Raw genomic sequence first — 14,320 nt, forward strand, 5'->3', positions numbered from 1 at the left:
GTGGGGACACAGGAGGGCTCCAGCGTGGGCGGGGCGGTGGAGCGCGTTGTGGCGCGGCGGGGCCGACGGCCGGTGTCTGCCGCTGGGGTGTGCGGGCAGCCCGCGGATGCCGTCCTCTCGGGGATCAGCAGACGGTACGGCGCGGCGCAAGATCCGCACCAGAGGACGGTTCATCCATCTTCGGCGCCGTCAGTGGACGAAACCTCCATCACTCGGTGTCCTTGGGCGCCTCCCCGGATTCCGCGTCCGGTCCCTGCGCCCGCACCCGCTGCACGTGCTCCAGGGACTCGCGCAGCTCGGTGAGCCAGTCGTCGGTGTGCCGCTGGACCAGCCGTACGCACCAGGCGAGGGCGTCGCTGCGGCTGCGGGCGACCCCGCCGGCGATCAGGGTGTCGAGGACCTGGCGTTCGGGCTGTCGAAGCCGGGTCATCACCGGGGCGGCGACATGGGTGAACAGGGCGCGCTCACCGCCGCACTCCACGCCCCAGGAGACCTTCCGACGGAACCGGTGTTCGGCGTCACGGGCCACGGCGATCCGCGCGTCCCGGGTGCGCTCCCGGAACTCCTGGATCCGGCCCTCCACGGCCGCCTCCCGCTCGGCGGCCGAGACGTCATCGGCCAGCTGGGGTGCGGGAATGCGGCCGATCACGGTGATCTCCTCGCGGTCGACCGTCACCTCGGCCAGCTCCTCGAAGAGGTCGTCCGGCAGGCGGCCGGCGAGCCAGCCGCGCAGCTTCTCTCGTTGCTCGCTCGTAATCATGTAATGACGATTACTCCCCTCGACCATGAACACAAGGGGGTACGGACATGTCCGCCGAGGGCTCAACCGGAATGTTTCAGGCCTATTAATGAGCGTGCGAGATCCGGCCACTCGGAGGCTTGGAACGATCAAGAACCGCCAACTTCCGGCGTTGGAACGTTCGAATTCCGTTACTTCACGCCACTGATTCAATACGCAAGGTTACTGAAACCTGTGGTGTCGAGGTGAGTTTCCGCGCCGGACTCGGCAGACTCCCGCTCGTCGCTCCGGCACCGATCGCGCCGGAGCCGGCACACCCCCGAATCAAGCGGAAGGATGCACACAATGCGGACCACCGCGCGCTGGGCAGCGACCCTCGCTCTCACGGCCACCGCCGTCTGCGGACCCCTGACCGGATCCGCCTTCGCCGCCCCGGACGCCGCCCCTGCCTCGCTCTACGCCCCCTCGGCGCTGGTGCTCACCCTCGCCCACGGCGACGACGCCACCCTGACGACGCCGGTGCGCGCCGTCACCCTCAGCTGCGCCCCGACGCCCTCGGGTACCCATCCCGATGCCGCCTCCGCGTGCGTCGAACTGCGCGGCGTGGGCGGGAACTTCGAGGCCCTGAAGAGTAGAGACGGCGTGCTCTGCACCAAGCAGTACGACCCCGTGATCGTCACCGTCCAGGGGGTCTGGCAGGGCCAACGCGTGTCCTATGAGCGCACCTTCGGCAACGAGTGCGTGAAGGGCTCCTACACCACGAGCCTCTTCGCGTTCTAGGACCGGGATCGCGCGGTCCCGCGCAGTTCGGCAGCGGCTCGCGGATGGGGAGTGCGAGTGCTGCCGGGGGCCCCTTGCGATCTCGCACCGGGGGTCGGCCAGGCGGAGTGGGGCCGCCTGGCCGGCACCTCGGATCGCCTCACCGATCCCTCGTGCAGCCCTTGGCCCGGTCGCGGTGACTGGTGTCGCACCAGGGGTAGCGGCGGCTGCGACGGCAGGTGCACAGGGCGACGCGGAAGCGGTCGGAGGTGACGACGGTGCCGTCCTCCAGCTCCACCTCGACCGGCCCTTCCACCAGGACGGGACCCTGGCGCTGGACCTTGATCCGACGCGGTTCGTCAGACGGGGCGTTCGGCACGGACGACCACCAGCTCCTCCCGCCGGCCAGGGGTCGCCACCAGACGGCGCTCCCGCAGCCAGCTCTCCCGCGAGCGCAGCACCGGGCCGAACGGGATCACCCGTCGCCGCGTCACGGATGCCTTCAGCCCCGCCCCCCGCAGATGCGTCAGCGTCCGGTCGGGACAGCTGAGCGCCGAGTGCACGACCAGGAGGACACCGCCGGGGCGCAACAGAGCGGGGGCCTCCCGGCAGATCCGGTCCAGGACGAGCCGTCCGTCGCGGCCGGCGTCCCAGGAGCGGGCCGCGCCACGCGGCGCGTGATCCGACTCGGGCGCGGGCACATAGGGCGGATTGGCCAGGATGAGGTCGAACGACTGCCCGTGGACCGGGGCGAAGAGGTTGCCGTGCCGGATGCGGACCCGGAGCCGGGCCAGCCGGGCGTTCAGCCGCGCCGCGCACACCGCCCGCCAGGACACGTCCACCGCGGTCACCCGCGTGCCGCGGCGTCGTGCGGCCTCGATCGCGAGCGCCCCCGAACCGGTGCCCACGTCGAGGACGGCCGCGCCGTCCGGCAGCGGCTCCTCGCGCAGCGCCCCGATCAGCAGGTCGGTGTCTTCCTGAGGCGCGTACACACCCGGTGGTACCAGCGTTCTCACCGGCCCCGGGTACCCCGGCATTCAGAACATAAGGGGGATTGCAGACAGTGGCCCCGTGCGCAGCGACGTCCGTCCCGCGCGCCAGGCGCCCAGGAGCCGGTCGGCGAAGCGGTCCTCCAGATGGCCGGTGGCGTCGATGCCGAAGGCCACGTCGGGGGCGAGATGCGGCTCCTCGGCGAGCAGGCCGCCGATGACCTCGTGCCGTACGACCTGCTCGTGCACCGCGTCCGCCTCGACGTGCTCGTCGTAGAAGTGCTCGGCGGCGGGCCCGGCCCCCGTGCGGCGCATGGCCTCGGCGAGCCGGCGCGACGCCGGCGACGAGGTGATCTCGACCGCCGCGAAGTGGCCGACGAGCGCTCCGCGCAGCGCCCGGTGCAGGCCGAGCAGGGACATCAGGTTGACCGTGGCCAGGGCCTGCGCCGTCCCCTGGTCGAGATAGTGCCCGTACGTCGTGTCCAGGCCGAGGTCGGTCATCAGGTCGGCGAAGAGGCGTGCGTGGACCCGGTCGGGGCGGCCGCCGCCGTACTCGTCGAACTCCACCGCCGCCATGCCCGCCTTGGCCCTGCCCCACAGCCGGGGCAGCACCCACGCGTGCGGGTCCGCCTCCTTCAGGTGGTACAGGGAACGCTGGACCGCGTACTCGCGTATGTGCCACAACTCGCCCTCGGCGGACAGGTAGTGGCTGAGGCCGGTGCCGTCGACGGGCTCGACGAGGAGGTCGGCCAGCGCGTCCTCCACGCCGTCGTGGGCGGGGACGTCCGCGCGCAGGGCGGCCAGGAAGCGGTGCTCGAGCGCCGCGCGGACACGCAGCAGGTCCGGGTTCCACTCGTAGGAGTCGGGTACGTCGGCGAAGCCGCGGTAGTGCAGTTCGTAGCAGAGGTAGAGGGCCAGCTGGAGATCGTCGCCGTAGACGGCCGCGCTCGCGATGTCCTGGCTCCGGGGCAGCGGGCTCGCATCCCGCAGATACCCCTCGACGGCGGCGGAGACGGGGCCCCGGGCGGACGGCAGCCGGGGTCCCTCGCCTTCGCGTGCCTGTCGGACGTCGTGTGCCATGGCCGCCGAGTACCCGGGGCGTGCCGGGCCACCCGCCGGGGTGTCGTCCGGTAGCGGGCGGCCCGGTCACTCGCCCTCGGACTCCTCCTGGGCCCGTGTGTTCGGAGTGATCGCCTCGCCGGCCTCACCCCTGCGGCGGCGCCGCTCGGCGGAGTCCTCGGTGCGGTGGGCGGCGTCCGACAGCCCCTTCAGTGCCTCCTCGAGCGCCGTCTCCGGTTGCTCCTCCCGCGGCTTCCTCTCCTCGGACACGGGTGTCTCCTTCCGTTGTCGGCCGGGTCGCGCGATGCGTCGGGTACCCGCGCACGGCCCCTGCCATCGGCGGCGATCAGCTGGTCACCGGCGCGATCCTCAGTGGTACCGGCTCATGGGGAGCGGTCTCCTCGTCGAGGCGGGACACCTCCGCCCACCAGGAGGCGCCGTCCTCGATGTGCCGCAGCATGACCCCTTCGCGGATCGCCCACGGGCAGATCGTGACCGCGCGCAGCCCGGTCAGCTTCATCGCGGTGTGCGCGACCACCGCGCCGGCCAGGCTCTGGGCGGCGCGCGGCGCGGAGATGCCGGGGAGCAGGGCGCGTTCGGGGGCGGGCAGCAGGGAGAGGCGGCCGACGGCCTCGCGCAGGTCCGAGCGGGCCAACTGCCGCTCCACGAACGGCCCGTGACGCCCCGCCGCCGCCCCGCACAACCGGCCCAGCTGCTGGAACGTACGCGAGGTGGCCGCCGCCGTGCGCGGTCCCTCCCAGCGGATACGGGCCGCGACGTCGCGCAGTTGGTGGCGGACCTTGCGGCGCAGGGCGCGGACCCGTGCGGTCGGCGGCGGATCCTCGCCGTCGAAGAACTCATGGGTCAGCCGGGCCGCGCCGAGCGGCAGCGACGCCACGAAGTCGGGCAACCGGCCGCGTCCGAAGGCGACTTCGAGCGAGCCGCCGCCGATGTCCAGCAGCGCCAGCGGCCCCGACCGCCAGCCCATCCACCGCCGCGCCCCGAGAAACGTCAGCTCGGCCTCCACCTCGCCCGGCAGGGTGCACAGCCTCACCCCCGTGCGCGTCCGCACGGCGCGCAGCACGTCCCGGCGGTTCGGGGCGGCGCGTACCACGGCGGTCGCGAAGGCCAGGGGCGAGGTCGAGCCCCACCGGAGCGCGGTGCGGTCGGCCGCCGAGACCGCGTGGACCAGCCGCTCGACGGCCTCCTCCGGCACGGCCTCCCCGGGCCTGACCTGTTCCGACAGCCGCAGCCGCCACTTGGCGGTGTGCACCGGGAGCGGCACCCCTCCCTCCGCATCAGCCACGACCAACCGGACCGTGTTCGACCCCACATCCACCACGCTGATTCGCATACGTCCGCGAGTACCCGTTTCCCGGTCGGCCCAACGGAGTCAGCTCCCTGTGCGCCGCCCCGCACGACACAAGCGCCGTACCCGGACAGGGAAGAGGGGCCGTCGTCTCCCTGAGGACGGCGGCCCCTCGGACCAGGGTGGTCAGGCGGTACGGACGGTCACATGTGGACGACCGGCGCTGCGGACGCGTCCTGCTCGGGCACCCCGCGACGGAAGAGCACGAAGGCGATCAGGGCACCCGCGGCGAAGAAGCCCGCCGACCACCAGAAGGCGGTGGTGTAGCTCTCGATCGTCGCCTGGGCCTGCACCAGCTTGCTGGTGGCGTCCCGGCCCGCGAGGTAGTCCGTGGCCGCGCTCGCGGCGAGCGTGTTGAGCAGTGCCGTGCCGATCGAACCACCCACCTGCTGCATGGCGTTGACCGTCGCGGACGCCACACCCGCGTCCTCCGCCGCCACTCCGCCGGTGGCCAACTGCATGGCGGGCGGCATGACCATGCCGAGGCCTGCGCCGATGATGATCAGCTGTGGCAGCACCGCGGTCGCGTAGTCCGAACCGATACCGATCCCGGTCAGCCAGGCCATACCGGCGGTGGCGACGGCGAAGCCGAGCGGCAGGACGACCTTGGGGCCGAGCCGCGGCACCAGGACCGTCGTGCCGATCTGCGCCATCACCATCAGCGCCGCGACCATCGGCAGGAAGGCGACTCCCGTCTTCGTCGGGCTGAAGCCCAGGTTGATCTGGAGGTAGTAGGTCAGGAAGAGGAACACGCCGAACATTCCGGCGCCGGTGATCAGCACGGTCAGGAAGGAGGCGGCGCGGTTCCGGTCGAGCAGGATCCTGAGCGGCAGCAGCGGGTGCGCGGCCCGGGTCTGCCACCAGGCGAACGCCGCCAGCAGCACGCCGCCGGCCAGCAGGAAGCCCCAGGTCTCGGACGAACCCCAGTCGTGGGTCTCGGCGTTGGAGAAGCCGTAGACCACGGCGAACAGTCCGGTGGCGACCAGGATCGTGCCCGGCACGTCCAGCTTGGAGTTCACGGCGTCGCGGTGGTTGTTCAGCAACAGCCAGCCGCCGACGAAGGCGAGCGCCGCGATGGGCACGTTGACGTACAGCGTCCAGCGCCAGTCCAGGGCGTCGGTCAGCACACCGCCGAGCAGCAGGCCCACCGCGCCACCGGCACCGGCGATGGCGCCGTAGACGCTGAACGCCCTGGCCCGCTCCCGGGCGTCGGTGAACGTGGTGTTGAGCAGCGAGAGCGCGGCCGGTGCGAGCAGCGCGCCGAAGGCACCCTGGAGGGCGCGTGCGATGACCAGCATCTCGAACCCGGTCGAGGCACCGCCCAGGACGGACGCGCCCGCGAAGCCGACGACGCCGACCAGGAAGGCGGGCTTGCGACCGAAGAGGTCCGCTATCCGGCCGCCGAGCAGCAGCAGCGAGGCGAAGGCCAGCGCGTAGGCGGTGACGATCCACTGCCGGTTGCCGTCGGAGAAGCCGAGGTCGGCCTGGGCCGAGGGCAGGGCGATGTTCACGATCGTGGCGTCCAGCACCACCATCAGCTGGGCGACGGCGATGATCGCGAGGATCCACCACCGCTTCGCCGAGGCCGCCGCCGGCGGCGCCTCGACGGCGCCCGCACGGGCGCTGTCCGTCAGGGTCTTCTCGGGCATCGGGACTCAACTCCAGGGAAAGCCGTGCGAAGGTAATGAGTACGTAAACGAAACGGTTTCGTTCACTTCCCAGAGACTAGACCCTCCACCTACGAAACGGCAACGTTTCGAAACGCATGCGGCTCGTATTTCTTGACAGGCATATAGCCAAAGAGGCATATTGCCTGTATGGCCGACGCCTCGCTCTGGACCGCCCTCGCCGATCCGCATCGACGGGCCATCGTCGCGCTGCTCCTGGAGCGGCCACGTCCCGTCGGGGAGATCGTGGAGGCGTGCGGGCTGAGCCAGCCCGGCACCTCCAAGCACCTCAAGGTGCTGAGGGAGGCGGGCCTGGTGCGGGTACGGCAGGACGCGCAGCGCCGCGTCTACGCCCTGGAGCCCGCGCCCATCGCCGAGCTCGACGCCTGGCTCGCCCCGTACCGGAAGCTCTGGAACCGCAGTCTGGACGCCCTGGGCCGCCGTCTCGACGAGACAGCGCGGGAGACGGCGACGCGGGAGGCGCCGGACGACGCCCCGAACGACCTCGAAGGACCCACCACGAAGGACTGATCCACCATGACCGCCGACCTCACCGGCACCTATCTCACCCTCGACGACGGCCGTCCCGCCGTCCGCTTCAGCCGTCTCTACGACCACCCCGTCGACCGCGTCTGGCACTTCGTCACCGATCCCGACGAACTCGCCGAGTGGTTCCCGTCCCGCGCCGAGATGGAGCTGCGGCCGGGCGGCGCGGTGACGTTCAGCGGCGATCCGAACATGGCGGACTCGACCGGCACGATGATCGCCGTCGATCCGCCCCGTCACCTGTCCTTCGACTGGGGCGGCGACGAGCTGCACTTCGATCTGGAGGCGCTCGACGACAAGCGCACCCGCTTCACGCTCACCAACGTCCTGGCCGCCGAGGACACCGCCGCCCGCAACGGCGCCGGCTGGGAGGTCTGCCTGGCCGCCCTGGACGCGAAGGCCCGCGGCGAGCGGTTCGAGGGACCGCACGCCGGGACCGAGGCGCCCTGGAAGGGGCTCTACGACGCCTATGTCGCGGCCGGCGTGCCCTCCGGCGCCGCCATCCCGGGGCAGGACTGAGCAGCTCAGGCCATCTGACGCCGCACCAGCTCGTGCAGCCGCCCGGTCGTGTCCGCGAGCAGCTGCGCGGGCGGACCCTGCTGAGCCACCTTGCCGTCCTCCATCACGATCACACGGTCGGCGTCCAGCACCGTGGACAGACGGTGCGCGATGACGATCCGGGTGGCGTTGAGGGCCTTGGTGGACTCGATCACCGTGCGCTGTGTCTCGTTGTCGAGGGCGCTGGTCGCCTCGTCGAAGAACAGGATGCGCGGCCGGCGGATCAGCGCCTGGGCGATCATCAGCCGCTGCCGCTGGCCGCCGGAGATCGCGCCGCTGCCCGAGACGATGGTGTGCAGCCCCATCGGCATCCGCTTGATGTCCTCGGCGAGCCCCGCCATCTCGGCCGCGGCCATCGCCTCCTCCGGCGTGTACGGCTCGGTGCCGCAGATGACGTCCAGGATGGACCCGGTGAACGGCTGCGCGTGCTGGAGCACCACCCCGCACTGCCGCCGCACGGCCGACTGGTCCAGCGCCGACAGGTCCTGACCGTCGTACAGCACACTGCCCGAGACCGGCCTGTCGAAGCCGATCAGCAGCCTGAGCAGGGTCGACTTGCCGCAGCCGCTGGGGCCGACGATCGCCACGAACTCGCCCGGCCGGACGTCGAAGGACACGTCGTCCAGGACCAGGGGACCGTCGTCGGAGTACCGGAAGGACAGCCGGCGCGCCTCGATCGCACCGGTCAGCGGGCCCGGCCGGGTGCTCGCGGTGCGCACCTCCGGCGTGGCCTCCAGGACCGGCTTGATCTCCTCGAACAGCGGCAGCGCCGCCACCGCCGACACGAACGAGCCGGTCAGCTGGGTGACCGAGGTCAGCAGCATCGTCACCGAGGTGTTGAAGGTGAGGAAGGCGGCCGCCGACATCGTCCCGCGCGCCGGACCCGCCAGCAGCATGAACATCAGCAGCGTGCACACCGGCAGATAGACAGCGCCCATCACCGTGGTGAGGTTCTTGATCCGCCCCACCTTCTGCTGCAGCTCACGGCTGCGCGCGAACTGTGACGCCCAGGACGCGTACGCGTAGTTCTCGGCCGCCGCGACGCGCAGCTTCGGCAGTCCGCGCAGCGTCTGGAACGCCTGGTTGTTCAGCTTGTTGCTGAGCACCACGAGGCGCCGCTGCCAGCGCACCTGCCACAGCCCGAGCCCCAGGAACACGGCCGCGATGACGACGAGCATGCCGATCGCGGCCATGGCCATCGGCACGCTGTACCAGAACAGCAGCGCCAGGTTCATCGCGCCCACCGTCACCGAGGAAGCGACGACCGGCCCGACTCCGGCCAGCAGACGGCGGATCGCGCTGATGCCCATGGCCTGACTCGCCAGCTCGCCGGTGGAGCGCTCGGTGAAGAACTTCGTGGGCAGCCGCAGCAGCCGGTCCCACAGGGCCGGTTGGAGCGTCGCCTCGATCCGGCCCTCCAGGCGCAGGATCGTCAGGTTCTGCAGCAGCATGAACGCCGCCGCCACGACACTGCTGATCATCACCGCCAGACAGAACTGCACGATCAGCCCGGTCTGCGCCTTCGGCACGAACTCGCCCAGCACCTTGCCGGTCGCGATCGGCACGAGTGCGCCGATCGCCACCGTGACCAGTCCGCTGACCAGGAGGTTCGTCAGATCGCCGCCGGTGCCCCGCATGCTGAACCGCAGCAGCCTCAGCGGGCTCAGGGCGCGGTCGGGCAGCGGCCGGTAGAACATCACCGCGCGCGGCTCGAACTCCTCCGCGTTGGCCTTCTCGATCGGCGTCTCACGGCCGGTCGCCGGATGCACGGCGACATAGCCGCCGCGCCGCCACAGCAGCGCCACCGGCGCACCGGACAGCGCCCGGTGACCGACCAGCGGCCCCACGTTGTCCCGCCACCAGCGCCCGTCCAGCCGTACGGCCCGGGTCCGCACCCGTGAGGCGATGGCCACCCGCTCGACCGGGTCGAGCCGGTCGCTCTCGGTGCCGCTCTGCGCGGGCTCGGCCAGCGTGATCCCGGCCGCCTGGGCGACCAGCTTGCAGGCCGCGTAACTGGCGTCCGCGTCGGCGGCCGTCGTGCGCTGGTCGCCGCGCTTGCCGATGGACGCCAGCAGCGTCCGGTCGGCCTGGGCGCGCACCGCCTCACCGGCCTTGATGCCCTCCGCGGTGCGGGTCTCGTGGGTGCGCTCCAGCTGCTCGATCCAGCGGTCGAGGGTGGTCAGCAGCCGGTACTGCTGGTCGACCATGGACTGCCAGACCGCCGGGTCCATCAGCAGGTCGGCGGCGGCCTCCGCGCCGTACAGCGCGCCGTACTGCACGCTGCCGGGCGGCACCTGCATCCAGAAGACGTCGTCGTCGGTCACCTCGGCGGCCGACCCCTCGGTGGCCATGGGTGCCTGGAAGAGGATGGAGAGGCTGCGGCCGACGCCGAGGGCGAGGGCGTACTCCAAGGGGCTCGTCTGCGGCGGGACGTACTGCGGGTTGCCGTACTCGTCGTAGGACCAGGTCTGCGTGTTCGCGGGCTGGTACAGCTCGCGCAGCCCGATGCGGTGTACGACGCAGTCCCGCAGCGGTCGGGCCACCAGCGTGTGCTGCGGTCCGGCGACCGGGCCGAGCAGCAGCGAGCCCGCCTCGAGACGGCCGAGGTGGTGCCAGTGGCCCTGCTGACCGGCGTCGACCGCGAACAGGTCCACCGCGCCGGACGCGACCAGCCACAGCACCTGCGGGCCTTCGAGGTCCAGGCGGTTGAAGCCGGCGCAGTCGATGCGCGTGCCCATCTGCCCGAGCGCGTTGAGGACGAGGTCACCCTCGTGGACGGAGGTCATCTCACCGCTCCTTGACCAGTGCCGCGTACGCGCCGCCGCGCGCGACGAGGTCCTCGTGCCGCCCGCGTTCGACGATCGTGCCGTGCTGGAGTACGACGATCTCGTCGCTGTCGCGCACGGTGCTGAGCCGGTGTGCGATCACCACACAGGCACAGCCGCGCTTGCGCAGGTTGTCCATCACGACCAGCTCGGTCTCGGCGTCCAGCGCGCTCGTCACCTCGTCGAGGACGAGGATGCTGGGGCGGCGCACCAGCGCCCGCGCGATCTCCAGGCGCTGACGCTGCCCGCCGGAGAAGTTGCGGCCGTCCTGCTCGACCTTGCTCTGGATGCCGCCGGGGCGGCGCATGACCACGTCGTACAGCGCCGCGTCGCGCAGCGCGTCCACCACCGCGTCGTCCGGGATCGACGGATCCCACAGCGCCACGTTGTCGCGGATGGTGCCCTCGAAGAGGAACACCTCCTGGTCGACGAAGGAGACGGAGGCGGCCAGCGCGCCGCGCGGGATGTCCTCGATGCGCTGGTCGTCGATGCGGATGACGCCCTCCCAGGGGGCGTACAGGCCCGAGATCAGCCGGGAGACCGTCGACTTGCCGCTGCCGGAGCCGCCGACCAGGGCGACCTGCTGGCCGGGGCCGACGGTCAGGTCGAAGCCCGTCAGCAGGGGCTTGTCGAGAGGGCTGTAGCCGAAGGTGATGTTCTGGAGCTCGACGTGGCCGTGGAGGCGGCGCGTGGACTCGCCGCCGCCGGGCCGGCCGTAGAGCGGGTCCGCCTCGAAGTTCTCCACGTCCTTCAGGCGGGCCACGTCGGCGGCGAAGTCCTGGATGCGGCCGGCGACGCCGTTCAGGCGGGTGATCGGGGCGGTGAAGCGGGTGACCAGGGCCTGGAAGGCGACCAGCAGACCGACGGATATGCCGCCCTCGACCGCGCGCATGCCGCCGATCCAGAGGATGAGCGCGCTGTTGAGCGTGGCGAGCGTCGGCGCGACCACGCCCAGGTAGGCGCTCGGCACGCCGAGGCGCTGCTGTTCCTCCAGGGTGGTGGCGTGCTGTCCGGCCCACTTGCGGAAGTAGCCGTCCTCGCCGCCGGTCGCCTTCATCGTCTCGATCAGCTGGAGACCGGTGTAGGCGGTGTTGGTGAGCCGGGCGCTGTCCGCGCGCAGCTTGGCGGTGCGGGTGGCGCGCAGCCGGATGACGACGCGCATGGCGACGACGTTCAGCAGGGCCACGCCTATGCCTACGAACGTCAGCTGCGGGTCGTAGGTGTAGAGGAGGATCGCGTACAGCACGACCACCACCGCGTCCACGCCCGCCGCCGCGAGGTCACGGGCCAGGGTCTCGGACACCGCGTCGTTCGACTGGAGGCGTTGCACCAGGTCGGCCGGGCTGCGCTGGGAGAAGAACGTCACCGGCAGCCGCAGCAGATGCCGCAGGAAGCGGGCGCTGGACAGGGTGGAGGAGATGATGCGGCCGCGCAGCAGGTTCGCCTGTTGCAGCCAGGTCAGCACGAGGGTGAGCGCGACACAGGTGCCCATGGACGCGAACAGCACGCCCAGCAGGGAGGTCTGGCCGCCGATGAGGAACATGTCGATGTACGTGCGGCTCAGCGCGGGCACCGCCGCGCCGACCACCACCAGGAGCAGGCTCGCCAGGACCGCGGCGGGCATCGTGCCCGCGGTGCCGCGCAGCCGGGCCGGCATCGCGCCGAGCACACCCGGCTTGCGTCCGCCCTTGCTGAAGTCCTCGCCGGGCTCCATCACCAGCACGACACCGGTGAAGCTGCCGTCGAAGTCCTCCATGGGCACGAAACGGCGGCCCTTGGCGGGGTCGTTGATGTAGACGCCACGGCGGCCGAAGCGGCGGCCCATGCCGTCGTAGACGACGTAGTGGTTGAACTCCCAGAACAGGACGGCCGGCGTCTTCACCTCGGCGAGGGCGGCCGTGTCCATCTGCATGCCCTTGGCCGTCAGACCGTAGGAGCGGGCCGCCTTGAGCAGGTTGCTGGCGCGCGAGCCGTCCCGGGAGACACCGCACGCGATGCGCAGTTCCTCCAGCGGGACATGGCGGCCGTAGTGCCCGAGGACCATCGCGAGGGAGGCGGCGCCGCACTCCACGGCCTCCATCTGGAGCACGGTCGGGGTGCGGACCGTCTTCGACCTGCCCTTGGGCACGGGGCGCTTCGGCGGGGCGGCGCGGCGCCTGCCGGCTCGGGTCTCCTGTGCGGCGCTCACGGCAGCAGCCAGTCGACGGGACGCTCGTCGGCCAGCTCGATCGACGCGTCGGCCATGGTCATCGAGGTGAGGGAGAACGGCGGCCCGTCCGTGGACGACCACTCGTAGCCGCTCTTCGTGCTCGACTTCCGGTCCAGCTGGACCAGTACGGCGACCGGCCTGCCGTCCTTGGTGAACTGCTCGCCCAGCTGGTTGTCCCCGAGGAACGCGGCGATCTGCTGCGCCGACTGAGCGGAGCGGTCCACCGACTTCACATGGCCGCGCAGGACGCCGTACTCCTGGGTGGGCACGGAGGACACGGTGAGGTCGACGGCGGCCTTGTCCGGGATGGAGGCGGCGTTCTCGGCGGGCACGTACACCGTGGCGTACAGCGCGTCCTTCTCGTGGGCGACCTTCTCCACGGCGGCCACGTTCGCGCCGGTGGAGATGATCTGCCCGATGGTGGCGGCGAGCGCGGTGACCCGGCCCGCGGCGACCGTGCGCACGACCGTCTCGCCCTTGGCGGTGCGGACCTTCAGTACGGGCGAGTTCGCCGGGAGCCGCCGGCCCTGCTCGGCGAGGACCGCGGTGACCTGGCCCGCGACCGGGCTCTGCAGGATGTAGCTGCCCTGGCCGTGGGTCAGGACCGCAGGTGCGCTGACCGTCGAGGCGACCGAACCGGTCACCGCCCACACGGACGCGGCGGCCATGACGACCACCGTCACGGACAGCACCAGCCAGCCCTGGGGGCGGGCGAAGCGCACCGGAAGGTCGAGCTCCTCCGGTGACTGGAGCTTGGCGAGGGCTTGTTGGCGGAACTGCACGGAACTTTCCCTCACCTGAGGATGACGGGAGGCCGGCGCGCGGGGGGCCGGCCGTTTTGCGAGCGGTGCCGGATTTGTTTTGTGGCACCCGAGAGTCCCGGAGCCGGGGAACGGCTCCGGGACTCAGCGGTACGAAAGCTCGATCAGAGCGCGGCGACCGCGTTCGTGACCGGGGCGGTGTTCAGGCCGGTGGTGCCCTCCACGAGGCCGACGGCCGTGTCAACCAGGCCGGAGACCGGGAGGACGCCGTTCACGGTGTCGAGAACGGAGTTCACGGCGTTGACCTGCAGGCCGCCGGAGACGTTGTCGAGCTCGGCGTCGGAGATCTCGACGGTCGCAACCTGGGGGGTGGAGTTCATGATGGAACTTCCCTTCCTAATGGATATTCACAAGGGGGAGCGGCCCCCTCTGGGGACAGATGACGGCCGCGACCGCGGGCGACCGGCGCCCGTTTCCGGGAACCGTTCGTGGCCCCTGCGGTGCGATGGATCAAAGCACGGTGCGGGTACGGGCTTCCAATCAAACTCCGGCTCACCAGGGCACTTTCGTCTCAGCCGCATCGATCCGTGCAGACGCGGGCACGTCTTGTCGGCGACTTCTTCACATGCGTCACAGCATCGGCTCGGACGAGGTGTTGCCTCCGCCCGGCGGACCGCGGGGCGATGCGGTGGCGAATCCGACACTCCCGCCTCAAGGGGGTGACCGCCGGTAGCTCCCTTGTGCAGAAGCTCGGCGCACGGTGACTTCGTTGAGTATTGAATGTGCAGATTCCCTGAAGCCTGGATTCCGCTCGGGATTCTCAACCGACCGTTACTGAT

The 14,320-nt window shown here is 71.3% G+C and carries 14 protein-coding genes; 3 read left to right on the forward strand and 11 right to left on the reverse strand.

The window, feature by feature from the left end; translation table 11 throughout:
• Nucleotides 1-208 precede the first annotated feature (208 nt).
• Nucleotides 209-760, reverse strand: a complete 552-nt coding sequence (gene abmR / locus L0P92_RS21595) for an ATP-binding transcription factor AbmR (RefSeq protein WP_234764453.1) — start codon at nt 758-760, stop codon at nt 209-211.
• 324 nt (nt 761-1,084) lie between these two features.
• On the opposite strand from abmR, the gene L0P92_RS21600 reads away from it, so the two are divergent.
• Entirely contained in the window at nt 1,085-1,519 is a 435-nt protein-coding gene (locus L0P92_RS21600; RefSeq protein ID WP_234764454.1) for a subtilase-type protease inhibitor, read from the forward strand.
• Between the two features lie 139 nt (nt 1,520-1,658).
• On the opposite strand, the gene L0P92_RS21605 is transcribed toward L0P92_RS21600, so the two are convergent.
• The 6 genes from L0P92_RS21605 to L0P92_RS21630 all read right to left on the reverse strand — a co-directional run bounded on the left by L0P92_RS21605 (nt 1,659) and on the right by L0P92_RS21630 (nt 6,564).
• Nucleotides 1,659-1,877, reverse strand: coding sequence for a CDGSH iron-sulfur domain-containing protein (locus tag L0P92_RS21605; protein WP_234764455.1), 219 nt, complete (start codon nt 1,875-1,877; stop codon nt 1,659-1,661).
• Entirely contained in the window at nt 1,858-2,535 is a 678-nt protein-coding gene (locus L0P92_RS21610) for a HemK2/MTQ2 family protein methyltransferase (protein ID WP_234764456.1), read from the reverse strand. Before L0P92_RS21610 ends, L0P92_RS21605 begins: the two co-directional genes overlap by 20 nt.
• Nucleotides 2,536-3,567 (reverse strand): iron-containing redox enzyme family protein, encoded by a 1,032-nt coding sequence (locus tag L0P92_RS21615; protein WP_234764457.1) that lies wholly within the window; start codon nt 3,565-3,567, stop codon nt 2,536-2,538.
• A 66-nt stretch (nt 3,568-3,633) separates the two neighbouring features.
• Nucleotides 3,634-3,816, reverse strand: a complete 183-nt coding sequence (locus L0P92_RS21620) for a hypothetical protein (RefSeq protein WP_234764458.1) — start codon at nt 3,814-3,816, stop codon at nt 3,634-3,636.
• 76 nt (nt 3,817-3,892) lie between these two features.
• The gene (locus L0P92_RS21625) at nt 3,893-4,900 is read right to left on the reverse strand and encodes a Ppx/GppA family phosphatase (protein WP_234764459.1); all 1,008 of its coding nucleotides are present in this window, start codon (nt 4,898-4,900) and stop codon (nt 3,893-3,895) included.
• 158 nt (nt 4,901-5,058) lie between these two features.
• Entirely contained in the window at nt 5,059-6,564 is a 1,506-nt protein-coding gene (locus L0P92_RS21630; RefSeq protein WP_234764460.1) for an MFS transporter, read from the reverse strand.
• Nucleotides 6,565-6,732: 168 nt separating this feature from the next.
• Between L0P92_RS21630 and L0P92_RS21635 the strand changes: the two genes are divergently transcribed.
• A complete protein-coding gene (locus tag L0P92_RS21635; protein WP_234764461.1) occupies nt 6,733-7,113 on the forward strand; it encodes an ArsR/SmtB family transcription factor in 381 nt (126 codons plus the stop codon).
• A gap of 6 nt (nt 7,114-7,119) precedes the next feature.
• Nucleotides 7,120-7,647: an SRPBCC family protein gene (locus L0P92_RS21640; protein ID WP_234764462.1), complete on the forward strand. Its 528-nt coding sequence runs from the start codon at nt 7,120-7,122 to the stop codon at nt 7,645-7,647.
• Between the two features lie 5 nt (nt 7,648-7,652).
• Here L0P92_RS21640 and L0P92_RS21645 read toward each other — a convergent pair whose 3' ends face one another.
• The 4 genes from L0P92_RS21645 to L0P92_RS21660 all read right to left on the reverse strand — a co-directional run bounded on the left by L0P92_RS21645 (nt 7,653) and on the right by L0P92_RS21660 (nt 13,861).
• Nucleotides 7,653-10,472, reverse strand: a complete 2,820-nt coding sequence (locus tag L0P92_RS21645; RefSeq protein WP_234764463.1) for an NHLP bacteriocin export ABC transporter permease/ATPase subunit — start codon at nt 10,470-10,472, stop codon at nt 7,653-7,655.
• A gap of 1 nt (nt 10,473) precedes the next feature.
• A complete protein-coding gene (locus tag L0P92_RS21650) occupies nt 10,474-12,699 on the reverse strand; it encodes an NHLP family bacteriocin export ABC transporter peptidase/permease/ATPase subunit (protein ID WP_234764464.1) in 2,226 nt (741 codons plus the stop codon).
• Nucleotides 12,696-13,502: an HlyD family efflux transporter periplasmic adaptor subunit gene (locus L0P92_RS21655; protein WP_234764465.1), complete on the reverse strand. Its 807-nt coding sequence runs from the start codon at nt 13,500-13,502 to the stop codon at nt 12,696-12,698. The genes L0P92_RS21650 and L0P92_RS21655 overlap by 4 nt, the downstream gene beginning before the upstream one ends.
• Nucleotides 13,503-13,645: 143 nt before the next feature.
• On the reverse strand, nt 13,646-13,861 hold the full coding sequence (locus L0P92_RS21660; RefSeq protein ID WP_234764466.1) for a type A2 lantipeptide: 216 nt from the start codon (nt 13,859-13,861) through the stop codon (nt 13,646-13,648).
• Between the last annotated feature and the right edge of the window lie 459 nt (nt 13,862-14,320).

The sequence above is a fragment of the Streptomyces muensis genome (assembly GCF_021474425.1).
Classification (GTDB): Bacteria; Actinomycetota; Actinomycetes; order Streptomycetales; family Streptomycetaceae; genus Streptomyces; species Streptomyces muensis.